12 protein-coding genes are annotated in these 15907 nt (G+C 38.2%); 7 read left to right on the forward strand and 5 right to left on the reverse strand.

Features of this window, described 5'->3' with window-relative positions; translation table 11 throughout:
• Positions 1-531: 531 nt before the first annotated feature.
• The 4 genes from DPX34_RS16705 to DPX34_RS16720 form a co-directional block, all read right to left on the reverse strand.
• The gene (locus tag DPX34_RS16705) at positions 532-963 is read right to left on the reverse strand and encodes a GNAT family N-acetyltransferase (protein ID WP_232824778.1); all 432 of its coding nucleotides are present in this window, start codon (positions 961-963) and stop codon (positions 532-534) included.
• A gap of 251 nt (positions 964-1214) precedes the next feature.
• Positions 1215-1577 carry a hypothetical protein gene (locus DPX34_RS16710; RefSeq protein WP_111979594.1) on the reverse strand — a complete coding sequence of 121 codons (363 nt, stop codon included), beginning with the start codon at positions 1575-1577 and terminating at the stop codon, positions 1215-1217.
• Between the two features lie 60 nt (positions 1578-1637).
• Positions 1638-2492 (reverse strand): hypothetical protein, encoded by an 855-nt coding sequence (locus DPX34_RS16715; RefSeq protein WP_111979595.1) that lies wholly within the window; start codon positions 2490-2492, stop codon positions 1638-1640.
• 599 nt (positions 2493-3091) lie between these two features.
• Positions 3092-4549 carry a sulfatase gene (locus tag DPX34_RS16720; protein WP_111979596.1) on the reverse strand — a complete coding sequence of 486 codons (1458 nt, stop codon included), beginning with the start codon at positions 4547-4549 and terminating at the stop codon, positions 3092-3094.
• A gap of 638 nt (positions 4550-5187) precedes the next feature.
• Here DPX34_RS16720 and DPX34_RS16725 point away from each other — a divergent pair.
• The 3 genes from DPX34_RS16725 (at position 5188) to DPX34_RS16735 (ending at position 10010) form a co-directional block, all read left to right on the forward strand.
• Positions 5188-8076 (forward strand): alpha-L-rhamnosidase, encoded by a 2889-nt coding sequence (locus DPX34_RS16725; protein WP_232824779.1) that lies wholly within the window; start codon positions 5188-5190, stop codon positions 8074-8076.
• A 167-nt stretch (positions 8077-8243) separates the two neighbouring features.
• Positions 8244-9620: a tetratricopeptide repeat protein gene (locus tag DPX34_RS16730; RefSeq protein ID WP_111979597.1), complete on the forward strand. Its 1377-nt coding sequence runs from the start codon at positions 8244-8246 to the stop codon at positions 9618-9620.
• Positions 9621-10010 carry a hypothetical protein gene (locus DPX34_RS16735; protein ID WP_111979598.1) on the forward strand — a complete coding sequence of 130 codons (390 nt, stop codon included), beginning with the start codon at positions 9621-9623 and terminating at the stop codon, positions 10008-10010. It abuts the gene before it with no gap.
• A gap of 171 nt (positions 10011-10181) precedes the next feature.
• On the opposite strand, the gene DPX34_RS16740 is transcribed toward DPX34_RS16735, so the two are convergent.
• Entirely contained in the window at positions 10182-10976 is a 795-nt protein-coding gene (locus DPX34_RS16740) for a DeoR/GlpR family DNA-binding transcription regulator (protein ID WP_111979599.1), read from the reverse strand.
• Between the two features lie 518 nt (positions 10977-11494).
• On the opposite strand from DPX34_RS16740, the gene DPX34_RS16745 reads away from it, so the two are divergent.
• From DPX34_RS16745 to DPX34_RS16760, 4 genes are all read left to right on the forward strand, one after another.
• The gene (locus DPX34_RS16745; protein WP_111979600.1) at positions 11495-13309 is read left to right on the forward strand and encodes a sulfatase family protein; all 1815 of its coding nucleotides are present in this window, start codon (positions 11495-11497) and stop codon (positions 13307-13309) included.
• A gap of 64 nt (positions 13310-13373) precedes the next feature.
• The gene (locus DPX34_RS16750) at positions 13374-13817 is read left to right on the forward strand and encodes a hypothetical protein (RefSeq protein ID WP_111979601.1); all 444 of its coding nucleotides are present in this window, start codon (positions 13374-13376) and stop codon (positions 13815-13817) included.
• Between the two features lie 94 nt (positions 13818-13911).
• Entirely contained in the window at positions 13912-14364 is a 453-nt protein-coding gene (locus tag DPX34_RS16755; RefSeq protein ID WP_111979602.1) for a DUF2306 domain-containing protein, read from the forward strand.
• Between the two features lie 832 nt (positions 14365-15196).
• Positions 15197-15874, forward strand: a complete 678-nt coding sequence (locus tag DPX34_RS16760; protein ID WP_111979603.1) for an OmpW/AlkL family protein — start codon at positions 15197-15199, stop codon at positions 15872-15874.
• Positions 15875-15907 lie beyond the last annotated feature (33 nt).

Below are 15907 nucleotides of genomic sequence, written 5' to 3' on the forward strand. Positions count from 1 at the left end.
GGGAAGCCGTCAAGCTTCGAGACCCCATGAGCATATGCTCTACTATGTGATTGGGGCGAGTAAGCGCTGACAATGAACCATAAAACCTGAGCGAGAAGACTATATATCCGATGCTAATCTAGATCACTTATTAACGACGATTAGTATAATAAATGTCAACAAAAGACAATATTGACACTGATGATTATATTTTTGTCATTTTTGGGTTGAGACGCGTTATTAATATAAAGGCCAGTTTGTAACCCTTTACCTTTATTTCTCCGTCCGGTGGGGAATTTGACTCGAAAGCAATAATAGAGCGAAAACCTAAAACTTCGCTTGATGTTTATATTAGTTACTGTTTTGTATATTGTCAACAATACGCTTTTTGTAATGTTGAGCGTTTGCTATTCTCTTGATTGTTTTTTATGGCATTAAATAAATGATAAACACGCCCTAGGTCTAATGGCTAAATTTCACTTTTACTTGAGTGACGTTTAGCCATTAGGTGTCGCTTGTCTTTTACACAATGCTGCCAAGAGACGTTAAGGCTTAAAGAGTGGTTGTGCGTTCAAGCACCCAGCATCTTGGGTTATGGGTGAAGCCTATTTTTTCGTAGTATTCATTGGCGGCGGGTGCCGAAATTAAAATGAGCTTACACCTATGGTTTAATTGTGCTTGTGTTAAATTTTGCAATTGTTTGCCTATTCCTTGGTGTTGATAAGCTTGATCAACGGCTAAATCTGATAAGTAACAGGCATAATGAAAATCGGTTATTGAGCGCGCTAAACCCACTAATTTTTCAGCGTCCCATGCACTCACGATTAAATTACTATTGCTTAACATGCCTTGCAAACAGGCTAAGTCATTAATGGGGCGTCGTTCACCTAAGGTTGAGTTAATGAGTAAATCATAAAACGATTGCACATCAATCGGCTCATTTATTTTATATTCAATTTGCATAACGTCCTTTTTACTTTGCATTATCTGTTTCACCATTCTTTGATTTATTTACCCGAGTATTTTTCATGAGTTCTTTCATGAAATAAATCCTATAAAAGCATAAATATAAAGGTATGTGTAAAAAATTTAAGCGCGAAAAAACGTAATATTGATTTATCTAATAAATTGCCGCTGGAGCCTGCAACTTTAAGTTACTTGGTAATTTAATCATTTTGCCGCCTTAATCTTAATAAACGGCAAGGTGATTCAAGTGGCATGGCTGTTAAGTGTTATTATTGGTTTGTATTTGATGTCCAATAGAATTTGTTTGGTTTTTCTGCATAACATTCGTTTTGAATAAAGGCTTTAGCGACTTTTTGCAAAGCGGGTCTTTTTTGTAAATATTGAAAAGAGGCTTTGCAGCGTCGATCAAATGCATTGTTAATTTTGCCCTTAACCCAACCTTTCACAACGATGTTGTTACATTCACGGTCAACAAGCGATTTGGTCTCTAAAAAAGCATTATTTTCAACCAAGGTTTTTAAGCTTGATTGGCATATAGTCGTTTGAGTTATTCGGGTATCAGAAAACGGGTCGTAATTGATTGAAACACAACTGGTGAGTAACACGACAGGTAATGTGAGATAAAACTTCATTTTATATCCTTCTGTAATGATCAATTTTATTTGAAATTGATATGGGTAGCTAAAGGGTTGTTAACCACTTATAAACTGAGTGTTTGCAACAAAAACTTGCGCGTTGCCTGATTCAACAACATAGGCACCGTAGCGAATACCCGTTTCGAGTGCTTCTTTAGGCGAAGGCACTAAAAAGTGATGTGTTTTGTCGTTTATTTTCACATCGACATAATGCGTCTCTATTTGATTATGCTGATAAGTAAATCCGGTTTTCATTTCAACGGTAAAGGCTTCATGCTGTTTTACTTGCGCTATAAAAACTAATTCACGGCCATTATTTGAAAAACGGCCTCCGCGTTTGGTGATTTGCTCACTGTAAATATCAAAAAATAATTCGCCTTTAACGATCTTCTTTTTCGCTAAAATTAAAGCCAATGCCGGATCACCTTTAGAACCTATGTGTTTGCCTTTAGCTTGTATAAAATAAGTGCCTTTTTTATTATCGACATTGGCAATTTTAAAGGTGCCGTTAAATTGATGAAAATGGCCCTGATTAGGCTTTAACCTTGGTGCAAATTTACGTTCCATTCGGGTGCTGTTTTTGGCATCTGTTGATGAGTTTTCTGATATTTCATATTGACCCCAAATGACCGTGCTATGACCTAAGGTTGTTTCAGTGTAGTGGTGCTTGCAACTGCGATCGTCTAATTTACCGTGATTAACGGGTTTTAACAGATCGGTTTGCACATCAAGTGGATCGCAATCTGTGCCTAAACGCTTTTTATTGGTTTTGCTTTTAATTGCGTATGCTTTATTCGGCTCGCTGTGTTGTGTCAAATTGGGTTTAGTGACGGGTGATTGTGTACAGGCTGTGATACCCGTTAACGTTAATACGGTGATTTTAATTGAGGTATTAAGCTTTTTATTAGTCATTATGTTCTCGTTAAGTTTTATACACGACTAACCGCATTGCCTTTTATCTGATATTGATACGCTGTTGACTTTATCATGTGTTGATAGGTTAACGATTATCTTAAGCACGGTATTAGGACAAATTAGGGTTGGGTCATTGAGCGTTTCCGCTTCAATTATTATTGTTTGAGGTATTTGCCACTCGGCTGATATTCGATGTTTTAAATTTAGTGATTTAGCCCAATTTAAAACATCGATTTTATGGCTATAGTCAAAGCGATCGGGTTTTAGGGGAAGCAGTCAAGCTTCGAGACCCCATGAGCATATGCTCTAATATGTGATTGGGGCGAGTAAGCGCTGACAATGAACCATAAAACCTGAGCGAGAAGACTATATTTAGTGGGATATCAGTTTTTACCTTATGTTGCCAATAAGCTTTTCTAGCACCTTGATCTGAAGATGCGCAGCCCATGATAAAAAGGGCTATCAAAATTAAATAAACCTGTATGACTTTATGCATTTAGAGTTCAACTCGCGGTTATTGGTTTATACCGTTAATAACCGCTTTGGTTAAAAAATTGGAGTATCATCACTTGTCGTTTAAGCAATAATAACAACGCTTACAGGGCGGCGGCATTACTCTTTAGTTTAGGTTTGTTATGAAAAGACGGTGCATTTAATGGATATTGTTTATGCAACAAAGCGGTCATGCGTGCTTGCGTTGTTTTATGCTCGGCTTTATCAGCCACGTTTGCTTGTGCAACCGGGCTTAACTGGTGAAAATACAACTCTTTAAATTTCACTGTTTGTGTATTGGCATCTCGCCATTCGGTATACCGCCATTTGCCATCGGTTACCGTTACGCCCATTAATTTTTTACCTCGTGCAAATAAACTATAAGCCGCGTTATCCCAAGGTAAAATGGGGTTGTCTAGCAAGGTGAGTAAGCTTTTACCATCTACTTTAGGTAAAGGTAAACCGGCTGCTTCAGCAATGGATGGAAACACATCTACGTTTTCAACTAACGCCGTTGACGTTACACCGGCCAACCGTTTTTTATGGCTTAATTCACGGCTAATAATAAGCGGAACTCGCGTATCTAATTCCATATTGGTGTGTTTGTTCCAAGCCCCATATTCACCTAGTTTATAACCGTGGTCGCTCATGAATACGATCAATGTATTTTCACGCAACTCTAATTCATCTAATGCTTGCATTACTTTACCCACTTGGGCGTCCATGTAACTAACCGAAGCGTAATAAGCGTGAATTAGGGTTCTTGTTAATTCGTCATTTGTGTCGCCTTCTTTAGGAATTCCCCCATACATTCTAAGCTCATTCCATTTTGTGAGTGCTAACCGATACATGTTGTCGGGTTTATCACGGCTGGGTACGGTAAACTGCGATCGGTTATATAAGTCCCAATATTTTTTGGGTGCATTAAAAGGCAAGTGGGGTTTACTAAAACCGACCATCATTAAAAATTTGTCGTTTTTGAGTGTTTTTAATGTATTCACCGCATCGTTTGCGACTTTGCCATCTTTATAAAAATCGTCACTTACGTCACCCTCTTCATAGGCAAATTTCTTTTCTTTATTACCTGGAATCGCATAAAAATTATCGAGTTTTTTAATATGCGTTGTCCAGTTTTCTTGATCATCTGATACGCTGTGATAAACCTTGCCGATACTGATCGTCTTGTATCCATTTTGTTTAAATAACTGAGGCATTGAAACAACGTTAGGTTGATTGGGTCTTAATCTTCCGGCGCGGTTAATCGTATACAAGCCGGTAGTTTCGGGTCGCAAGCCTGTCATTATGCTTACACGCGAGGGGCCACAGATCGCTTGTTGGGCATAAGCTTGGGTAAACTTAACCCCTTGACTCGCTAACTTATCAATATTCGGGCTTTTGACATGCGGACTGCCATATGTGCCTAAATCAGCTCGCAAATCGTCAACTAAAAAAACAACCACGTTGGGTTGATTTTGCGAAGCACTAATGGGTATTACATAACCTATCAACAAGAACAAAGCTGAAACGAATTGAGTTAAGGTTTTACTTTTTTTCACTGTCATTATATTTCTGTCTTTTTGGTTAGCTAAGCCCTAGGGCGTGTTTATTTTTGTCGTATCATAAACGAGGGTGGTGTGTGAAAACCGCGATCGTTGATTGTTCTTTTTAGCGTTAAATTTGTCGCTGAGTTTACTGTTACACTTACATTAAATCAATATAGGTCATTTTCTGTAACGGTAAAATAACACGTCTTGTTATAAAAATGTCATTAATTATAGGGGGTACATTCATCTATATTGAATTAATAAGCGCGATCACATTGTGTGTTTTTTGATAAATATCATTTGAGAGTTAAGTTTTAAAAAACAATAAGACAGATTAAGCTTAGAGCATTAAATTATTTTAAATTCCATTAATTCAATTGGTTGTGTGTATATTTAGACGGTATCTATGGGAGGAAGGTAATATTGTTCACGATAAAAAACGACAATAGCCTAAATGGAATATCAAGCGTTGTTGTAACTCAACTTATGAAAAGTGATATGTTTTTTACTATTTTTAAAACTCACCCAAATATACATTTATTGCCGAAATGTAATTAATTAGTAAATTTTTGTGTAAAGTTCTTAATATTCATATTAGAATCATAATCAATCATATTTGGCCTTTATGGGCCATTTTAAAAATTGTAGGCTGGGTTGTGAACGAGATACATAAGAACTTTTTTATAACGCTTTTCATTTTATTATTTGTTGCCTCGTGTAGCTTACAAAATTCAGTTGATTTTTCGAACAATACAGATAAAACAAGCCAGCTTAAGCGCGCTGGGCAAGACCCACAACACTTAACCATTAAAGATGCTGCTATTAGCTTGAAAGTAGGAGAAGGCTTTATTAACCCGTTGGGTTATTACGAACGTGAACCTCGTTTCTCGTGGCGGTTGTCGGATAAATCGAATGACTACTTTCAAACCGCTTATCAAATACAAGTTGCATCGTCACTCGCTTTACTCAAGAGCAACCCCGATTTATGGTATACACCTAAAGTTTATTCAGCTGATACGGCTTGGATAAACTATCAAGGCCAACCTTTGTCTTCACGGCAAGTGATATATTGGCGAGTTCGTTACTGGGATGAAAATGATCAGGTTTCTAAATGGAGCAAAGCGGCAACCGTTGAACTCGGGTTGCTAAATAACGCTGATTGGCAAGCTCAATGGATCCGTCATCCCGATGTTGATGAAACGGCCGATTACAAACGAGGTTCGCGTGTTATAACCAATAAACTTTATCGTCCGCAATATTTACGTAAAACGTTTACGACAAAAGCAAAGGTTAAACAGGCTAGGTTATACATTACGGCGAAAGGCGTTTTTGAATCTTATATTAATGGTCATAAAGTGTCTAACGATGTGATGACACCCGGATGGACGCCTTATTTACAGCGCATTGAAACCTTAACTTATGATGTGACTAAGCTCCTTATTACAGAAGAAAGTAATACAGAAGAAAATAATACGAAAGAAAAAAACACGAGTGAAAATGTAATAGCCGCAACGGTGGCAGAAGGTTGGCATACGGGGCGAATTTTATCGCCACAAGTGCGTGACGTTAAGCCATCGGCTTTACTCGCTCAACTTGAAATAGACTATACCGATGGCACAAAACAAACCATCGTAACAGACGATAGTTGGCAAGCGAGTATTAAAGGACCTATTAGATTAGCGGGTAATTATGACGGTGAAACATACGATGCAAATTATGAAATGCCCGGTTGGAATACCGCATCGTTTAATAGTAACGAGTGGCTACCGGTTATTACCGACGCGCTTGAACCGCAAGTTGCACTGGCCCCTAAGCGACATACGGCACCAACAACTAAATTAGTTTTACACGCGCAAAAAATAGTTAACGTGGCTAATCCGCAACCAGGGGTGGTCGTGTTTGATATGGGGCAAAACATGCTCGGTGTTCCGCAAATTAATATTCCGGTGATTGCTAATCAAAAGGTAACGATACGTTTTGCAGAGGCGCTACAACATAATACGTTTTACACCAAAAATTATCGCTCTGCACTTTCGACCGATCACTATATTCCGGCTCAAACCGGACGAATTTCATACAAACCCACGTTTACTTTTCATGGTTATCGTTATGTCGAAATTTCAGGTTTTGATCAACATAAAAAACCAGAGTTAACCTGGTTAACAGGTTTAGTTCAACATTCTGACTTTAAAATAACGGATAGCTTTGAAAGTTCGCATGAAAAGCTAAATAAACTTTCAAAAAACATAGTTTGGGGCTTACGGGGTAATTTTTTAGATATTCCCACTGATTGTCCGCAACGTGACGAAAGGTTAGGTTGGACAGGGGATGCACAAGTTTTTGCTGCACCTTCTATGTATATGGCCGATGTATATGGTTTTTGGGCTGCCTGGTTGCAAACCGTCAGAGAAGAGCAAGCCTCTAATGGTCGGATCCCTAATTTTGTGCCGACTAAACAAAACAAACACACCAAAGGGGCTTCGTCAGGTTGGGGCGATGTAGCGGTTATTGTACCGTGGGAGCTGTATTTATTAACCGGTGATAAACAAATATTGGCCGAAAATTACTCAATGATTAAAGGCTGGATGAACTATCACCAATCACAATCTAACCACTCTATTTCTAACATGAATAGTTTTAGAGATTGGTTACAGCCTTATCCGCAAAGCGATAATAAGTCGCAAGCTCGCCGGGGGGATACACCGCAAAAATTGATCTCGACTGCTTATTATGCCCGCGCATTAGATTATGCCGCAAAAGTGGCCAATGTATTAGGTTATCAAGCCGATGCTCAACATTATTCACACGTTTTAAATCAAGTAAAAAAGGCGTTTAGGCTGCATTTTTACGATGCCAATACCCGCGTTAAAAGCAGCAACACTCAAACCAGTTATTTATTGCCACTCGCTTTTAATCTGTTTGAGGGCACCGATATAAAAAATGCACAACAACACTTGATTTCGACAATTGAACAAGCCGGTCATCATTTAGGCACCGGGTTTTTAGGCACGCCTTTATTAGCGCCAGTTTTACAAGATATGGGCAGAAGCGACTTAATGTATCAATTGCTGTTTAAAGAAACGTATCCATCTTGGTTTTATTCGATTAATAACGGGGCCACAACCACGTGGGAGCGTTGGGATTCGTATTCGCTTGAAAAGGGTTTTAGTAAAGAAAGCATGAATTCATTAAACCATTACGCCTATGGTGCGGTTGCAGAATGGTTTTACGAAGGCATTTTAGGCATTAAATCAACTCAACCCGGGTTTAAAAGGTTCAAGGTTGCACCGCAATTTAATGCGCGTTTAAACAAAGCTAAAGGGGATTACACAACACCCAATGGTGTGATTTCAGTTGATTGGCAAATTGAAGCCGAGCAGTTATTAATGACGGTGCAGATCCCTAAAAATACAACGGCTAATATGGTTTTACCACAGGTGAATACCGAGACATTAACGCTTAATGGTAAACCGGTTATTGCGGCCGCTCAATTAGTTAACTTACCGCCTGGCCAATATGTATTGACTGGGCGCGTGAATTTATAAAATTTAATTTATACCCAAGTCATTTGGGTATAGTTACTTAGGTATATACCGAATCATTAAGGTGTATACCCACACATTAACTTTAAAAAACAGTCGAAAATTCAAGTGGTAGCACTCATTTTAATTAAGAATACTTCACGGAATATAAACGACAACAGGAATGTTAGATGAAATTAAATAAATCATTACCTTTAGTGTTAGGCCTATTAAGTGGCTTTAATTGCCAAGCCGATATGCTAGCTGCACACGAAGCCGCGCAAGAAAAAAACTATACCGTAGCGGCACCGCATTTTAAAAAATCAGCCGATTTAGGCTTAGCTAAAGCTCAATCTTCAATCAGCCAATTATATTTATATGGTGCCGGTGTCGCTAAAGATCCTATTTTAAGTTTTACCTATATGGCATTGGCATATGATCAAACAAAATCGGCCGATCTTAAAACAAAAATGTCGGCGATTTATCATTCGCTTTCTAAAAATGATCAGCAGACTGCACTTGAGCAATACGACGAATACTCGCTTAAAATAGGTAAAGATGCACTCGTTAATAATATTTTACCGGCAATAAAAACGAAGCCTTTTGTATTACGGCCGGGCAAAAAAAAGGAAGGGCCTAGTAGTGTATCGCACTCGGTATTTTCTACGGTTAAACTCAAATTGGCATCTGCGATTTTAGAGTATGACATTGCACCGGATGGTTCGGTGCGAGATGTTATATTAGCACATGACTTTTTTGCCACCGATGCTTTAAAAGACAGTATGATCCGCAGCACCTATTCAATTAAATTTAAACCTAAAAAAGCCAAAGTATATAAAAAATTTAATATAGAGCAACAGCGCAGTGTGTGGGCGCAAACAGAGATCAGCAAGGGTTACTTACAAACTGAATCCCCTAAATTTCATAAACGGATAAAAATGCTTGAAGGGTTAGCTAAAAAAGGCAATGCCAATGCGTTGTATGAGCTGGGTATGTATTATGTTGCGTTTCCGGCGTTAAACACTAACCGCATTAAAACGGTTGCCTATATGGAGCAAGCCGCAAAATTAGGGCATCCCAAAGCGTGTACCGAATATGCCTATTATTTGTTTAAAGGCAAAGGGGTTAAAAAAGATTTTAAATTAGGTGTTGAGTATTTAACACTTGCGGCACAAAGCGGCGATGCAAGAGCACAATATCGTTTAGGGCGTGAACTCTTTAGCGGACAGATCGTTGAACGCGATCATAACAAGGCTTCATTTTGGTTTACGCAAGCAGTAGAAGGGCAAAACGAAAATGCTAAATTTTGGTTAGCTCGCAGCATATTATCTAAAAAGAACAGCGATAAAGCGCAAATAAAACAAGCACATGAATTACTTAAACAGGTAAAAGATGCACAATATATTAACCCTAATTGGCATTACTATTTAGCTAAAGCGTATTTCATGCAAAATAATAACGCCAAAGGCCGCGAGCTATTAATGGATGCAATTAAACGTGCTGAAGCATTTGAATGGCAGGTAGACGATTGGAAAAAACAATTATCTGATCTTAATAAGGCGGCTTAAATGAAATATATAATCGCGTTGATGTGTGTATTGATGTTTACGGCCTGTGCTGACTTTAAATATAAACGGGCCATAAAAAAAACATTTGCTCCGCAAGGTTGGGTAAAGTATCAGCACAATGACCCCGCGGCTGCATCTGGTTATCAATTGATTGAAGCTGTAAAAACAGTAGATAGTTCAATCACGGATATCTTTGAAGTTTACGGCTACCCTGATTATGTTTATGCGCCTCGTTTTCAACGTGTAAACCTTGCTTACATTAATAAATGCCAAGTTTTAGTTTATTTGGTTAAAACGCAAGGGGCGCCTAGAGTATTTGAATTTAGCAGCGCGAGTAATTTGCTGCCAGAACTGCGAGAGGCGTTTGTTAAAAATTGCGTTAAGCAATAATGTTTAAGTCAGTATAAATTAAGCAACAATAAATTAAGCCGACTTTGATGTCGGCTTTTTACTATTCTACTTGGGTGAGTGATGTGCTAATTAGAATATAAGCCGCGACTTCAACAGACTGAGCTCAAACACTGAAGTCGCAGAATGAACTCAGGTGGCGGCTGATGGAAATTAAGCGGCTACCACTTCATTGATATCGGCTACTAAGACTTGAATGCCATTTTGTTTAAAATAATCAATGATATCTGGATCGGCATCAGAATCGGTGACTAAAATATCGACTTCACTGAGCGGACAAAAGATAAAGTTACTGCGTTTACCTAGTTTGCTGCTGTCAGCTAAAATAACCAGTTTTTCTGTTTGTTTTTTAAGCTTTTGCTCAGATCTAATTAAAAGTGGATCAGATTCCATCACACCAAACTCACCAATACCGGGTGTGCCACTAAACATTAATTTGCTGCGGTAATATTGCGTGCCATCGTTATCATAAGAGCTAAGAATAATGCCTTGGCGCGGATAAATCTCTCCACTGGGTAACGACACTTGGCTATTATTGTTTTCGGTGATGTGATTAGCGAGTACAAACGAATTGGTGAAAATATTTAAATTTAAATCACCTAAAAACTCACCCATCATAAAAGTCGATGTGCCACCATTAATAATAATAGAATCGCCATCTTGACATAACTCGACCGCTTTTTTGGCAATTAAGCGCTTAACTTGGGCTTTTTTCGTTTTATCAACAATAAACGTAGAGCCTGATATATGCTTTTTCTTTGGTTTATCATTTATCGACTCGGCACCACCACGTATCTTATAAATGTCACCCTTTTTTGACATTTTTGTGATGTCTCTTCTAATGGTTGCTTCAGAAGCGTTCAATTTTTCGGTTAGATCACGCACACTCGCGAACTGTTGTTGATCGAGTATATCTTTAATCAATTGATGCCGATGTTTTTCTAACATGGGTGAAAATCTCCTGCTTACATAAATGCGTGATAGGAACCCCCTACCAATATGTTGAACTAATACGTTTTAATATACTCAATAATAACAATATATGACCTAAAAAGATAATTATAGGTTGGTTTTGTGTAAAAAATAATTAACAAAATGCAATTTAATAAAAGTTAATTAACGCGTTTACAAAATGTACAAGCCAATTATTTATGTTTTTATATAGTTAAGTTATTGATTTTAATAAACCTAAATTGAAAGTTTACGTTTTGGTCTTTGGTGAGCTGATATGATTGACTTTGTTAATTAAATGTACTTAAAATAAACGCGTAAATTCATTTTGTTGTTCAATTGATTGTCGTTAAATAGCTTGTAGTGAAATTGCGCGAATGCTGGTTTTAACTCGTGATCACACTTGAGATATCAATTTGTTTGAATAATGGTGATACTAATTAAATCGCAATTATTAACCCTCCTTTTTAGTTTTTCTTCCTTAATAATAAGTGATGAAACGAGAAATGATTCTGATGACTAATTTAAAATATGGACTAGCGGCCTTACTGCTTGTATTTATTGTTGCTTGCCAACCCAATAGCACTCTCGTGATCAATGCATCTGATGATGAAAAGGCAAGCAGAGGGGCAGAGAAGGTAATAGATCAACATAATCAACAGGTTTTTGAACAACCTAATATATTGTGGTTAGTGATTGAAGATATGAGCCCTTATTTGCCCGATTATGGTGATCATACCATCACGACACCGACTATTAGTGGCTTAGCGGCTGAAGGGGTAAAGTATACCAATGTTTATTCTACCTCGGGTGTTTGTGCCCCCAGCCGTGCCGCGTTAGCGTTGGGCATGTATCCTTCGTCTATTGGTGCCAACCACATGCGCACAACGTCAAATACCCAGCAAACAGGCCTACCCAAATACGAAGCCGTGCCGCCGGCTCAAGCAAAAATGCTGAGCCAATATATGCGTGAGCAAGGTTATTACACCACTAATAATTTAAAAAACGATTATCAATTTCAAGCACCTAAAGCGGCGTGGCACGAAAATGGACCTTATGCCCATTGGCGACACCGTCCGGCGGGGCAGCCTTTTTTTGCCGTGTTTAACTTCACCACAACACACGAATCGGGTTTATTTGAACCTTACGGTTTTAGAAAGGTTGAATCGCGTCATTATTTTTCGGATGACGCTGAGCGCATTGCAAAATTACCACAGCATCATGCAATAAAATCAGCTGAAAATGAAACGCCTATTCATGTACCCAAAGACACCGAATTTTCGATACCACCTTATTTACCCGATACGCCAATTGTGCGCCGCGATATGTGGAAAATGTATAACAATTTAGCCGAAACCGATAAGCAAATCGGCGCTGTATTACAACAGTTAAAAGATGATGGCTTGTACGACAATACGATCATTGTATTTTATTCTGATCATGGTGGGCCTTTACCCCGTCAAAAGCGCTTAATTTACGACAGTGGTTTAAAAGTCCCCATGATTATTCGTTTTCCGAACGCGCAACGCGCAAAAACGGTAGACGACCAATTGATCAGCTTTGTAGATTTTGCGCCTACTACCTTGGCATTAGCCGGTGTTACTTTACCTGAGCACATGCAGGGTCGCAGTTTTATTAACAATAGCACGCCACAACGTGATTATATTCATGCCGCGGCTGACCGCTTTGATGAAGTAACCGATACAATCAGAGCGGTTAAAGATAAACGCTTTAAATACATTAGAAATTATCGACCTGAACAAGGCTATTATTTACCGTTAGGGTATCGCGAAAAAATTCCGACCATGCAAGCGCTATTGCGTTTAAAAGCTGAAGGGCAATTAAATGAATACCAAGCCCAATGGTTTAGAACCGAAAAACCCGAAGAAGAGTTGTTTGATACGCTAAATGACCCGCATGAGCTGCACAATTTAGCAACTAACCCCAAATATCAATCACATTTAATAACATTGCGTGCAGAGATGGATCGCTGGTTAGCGGATATAGGCGATACACCCGCCATGCCAGAACGCCGCCTTATCAATAATTTATGGCAAGGCCAAAACAGCAAACCACAAACTAAAATGCCACACATCGAATTTACGCAAGGGGTCGTGACCATTAAAAACCAAACCGAAGGGGCATCGATTGCTTACAAATTAATAAAAGAGGGTATAGAACCAACAGATTGGCAGTTATATCAACGGCCTTTTAAAGCCGCTGCGGGTACTCAATTAAAAGTGATATCGCACCGCCTTGGTTACAAAGAAAGTGCCATGCTGACCCATACGCTCAACAATCAAGCGCTTAACAATCATAACCTTAAATAACCGCATAAATGTGTTCAAAAATAGATAAAGCGCCAGCGTTTGCTGGCGTTTTAGGTGAATAAGCATGCGTAATTTTATAATACTATTGTTTATATTTTCACCCTTTATTACTCAAGGGATTGAGTTTTATTCGGGCTCAAAAAAATTTAGCGTGCAATCAATTTCAGGTCAACTTTCAAAACGCTATAAAACTGACTTTACAATTGCCACTGTGGTTGTGGTCTCAACGTTTAAAACCGATCTATATGATCAGCAATGGAATTTTTTATCTAAATTAGATGCCGAAAAATGGCAGCTAATTTACGTCTCGTCTTTAGTTCATAACAATAATGAGAGTGGTTATAAAACAACAAGTGATGTCGCCATTAAGCTATTAAAATCGAATGAATTTAGCGTATTAATTTACAGCCCATCAGGTGATGTATTAGTAGATTCAGATATTCCAATTACAGCTGATAATATAAAAAACTTGTTACAAAAGTATCACCCAAACCACAATATAAGTTAAATAGAATTAAAGAGACCAATAAACTTAGATAGTTAACTTATTAAAATAAAAAGTGGACCTACTACTTTTGGGGTTCAATCAGCGGAGATTAGGCATGATCGAATTTGTACATATTTGTTTAGGTTTTTTGTCACTTTTCACCGGCCTATATATTTTGTTTACTCGAAAAGGCAACCGTAAACATAAACTTGTGGGTCGAGTTTATTTTATATCAATGCTGGGATTAAATTTAACGTCGTTTGGTATTTATAAACTATTTAATGGATGGGGAATTTTTCATTGGATGGCAGTGGCGAGTTTAATACCGTTAATCGCTGGTTACATTGCAATAATTTACAAGAATATTAACGCGCATTATTACTTCATGTGTTGGTCTTATATCGGTCTTTTATGTGCAACAATAAGTGAAATATTTGTGCATGTTCCAATGGCTACCCGATTATTGAATAGCATAAATCATATCGACACGATCTTAATGCTGTGTTTGATTGGATCTGGGTTTTACTTCTTACCGCGCAAGCAACATTTATATACTCGAAAAACGTAACAATAGGCAATGAGATTAATCATGATTGGGTTTAAGCTGCACGTAAGCTAAAGGGCTAATCGTTCAAACCGCTTATCTCAAGTAAGCTTTAAACCTGACCTGGCACGCTTAAAAAGAGTAAAAGGCTTATATGTGCCTGTCCCACAAAACATGTTAGCAACACCGCAGTCTTTCTACGGCTTGTGCAGGACAGTCATCGATTTATTTATCTAATAATCGATGAACTTATGTAATATCAAATAAAATTAGAGACTTATATGTGCATGTCCCACACAGCAACACCGCAGTCTTTCTAAATTTTTTATATTTGTAGACCGGTTTAGCCCCGTTGGCGCGTAAGCCGGGTTTATAGTCTCCGCACAAACCCAATAAAGGTTTTGTAACCTTCAAATTCAATAAACCAAACGGTTGATTCTATATTGGTTTATGAAAAAGGTGGCTTACACTCGTACCTCGTTAAACCACCCTACGTCAGCGCATTTGACCTGCCATACCGCGATGGTTAGCAAAGGCTTATTTATGCCTGTCCTACACGATTTTTTGAATAGCCACCAGCTGAGACTTATATGTGCCTGTCCCACACAGCACTCAGTTGAAGCAACGATGATGCCAGCAAAAAAATGGATTGTTCAATATGCGGTCGCATTGCCGATTGTTTTTGCGATATTAGCAGGGGAGTGACCATATATGTCCTACACGATTCTATTAATTTGACCTAGATCATACTTTCTGTCATTTGCTTTTTGTAGCGCAGCAAGATCTTGCGCTATATCAACCTTTTCAATTGGTTTCTTTTTTAAACTAACCACAATTAGTTTAAGGAAATCAAAGTATGAAAAAATCTATTTTAGCCTTGGCTTTATTAGCCGGTTTATCAAATATTGCAGTCGCTAACGGTTATCAAGCAGGTGATATGGTTGTGCGTGGTGGTGTTACAAACGTAACACCAGATGATGGCAAATCAGCTATTTTGTTAGCCGGTGCAGATTCAACGATGTCACTGTCAGTTGATGATAATAGCCAAATAGGGCTTAATTTTGTTTATTTTTATGATCAAAACTGGGCGGTAGAAGTTCTTGCTGCGACGCCTTTTACCCATGACGTTACGATTTATGATCCTAATGCTGTATTGGGCGTTGATGGCGCACAATTAGCGAAAGTTACCCATTTACCACCAACGGTAAGCGCATTGTATTATTTTGACACTAACTCTGCACTTAAGCCTTATGTTGGTGCTGGCTTAAACTACACCATATTTTTTGATGAAGAATTCGAAGCGGCACCAAAATCATTGGGGTTAAGTGATTTAGAATTAGACGGTTCTTTTGGTTATTCGGTGCAAATTGGCGCTGACTATTTATTGAATGACAAATGGCATGTTAATGCGTCAGCACGATATATCGATATTCAATCAGACGCTGAATTTAAAGTAGGCGGTCAAAATATTGGTAAAGCTGATATTGATGTAAACCCAATGGTTTATTCTCTATTGGTTGGTTATAAATTTTAATTATTTGCGTTGTTTCTCCCTTGTAAATATATA

Source organism: Algibacillus agarilyticus, assembly GCF_003286125.1.
Classification (GTDB): Bacteria; Pseudomonadota; Gammaproteobacteria; order Enterobacterales; family Alteromonadaceae; genus Algibacillus; species Algibacillus agarilyticus.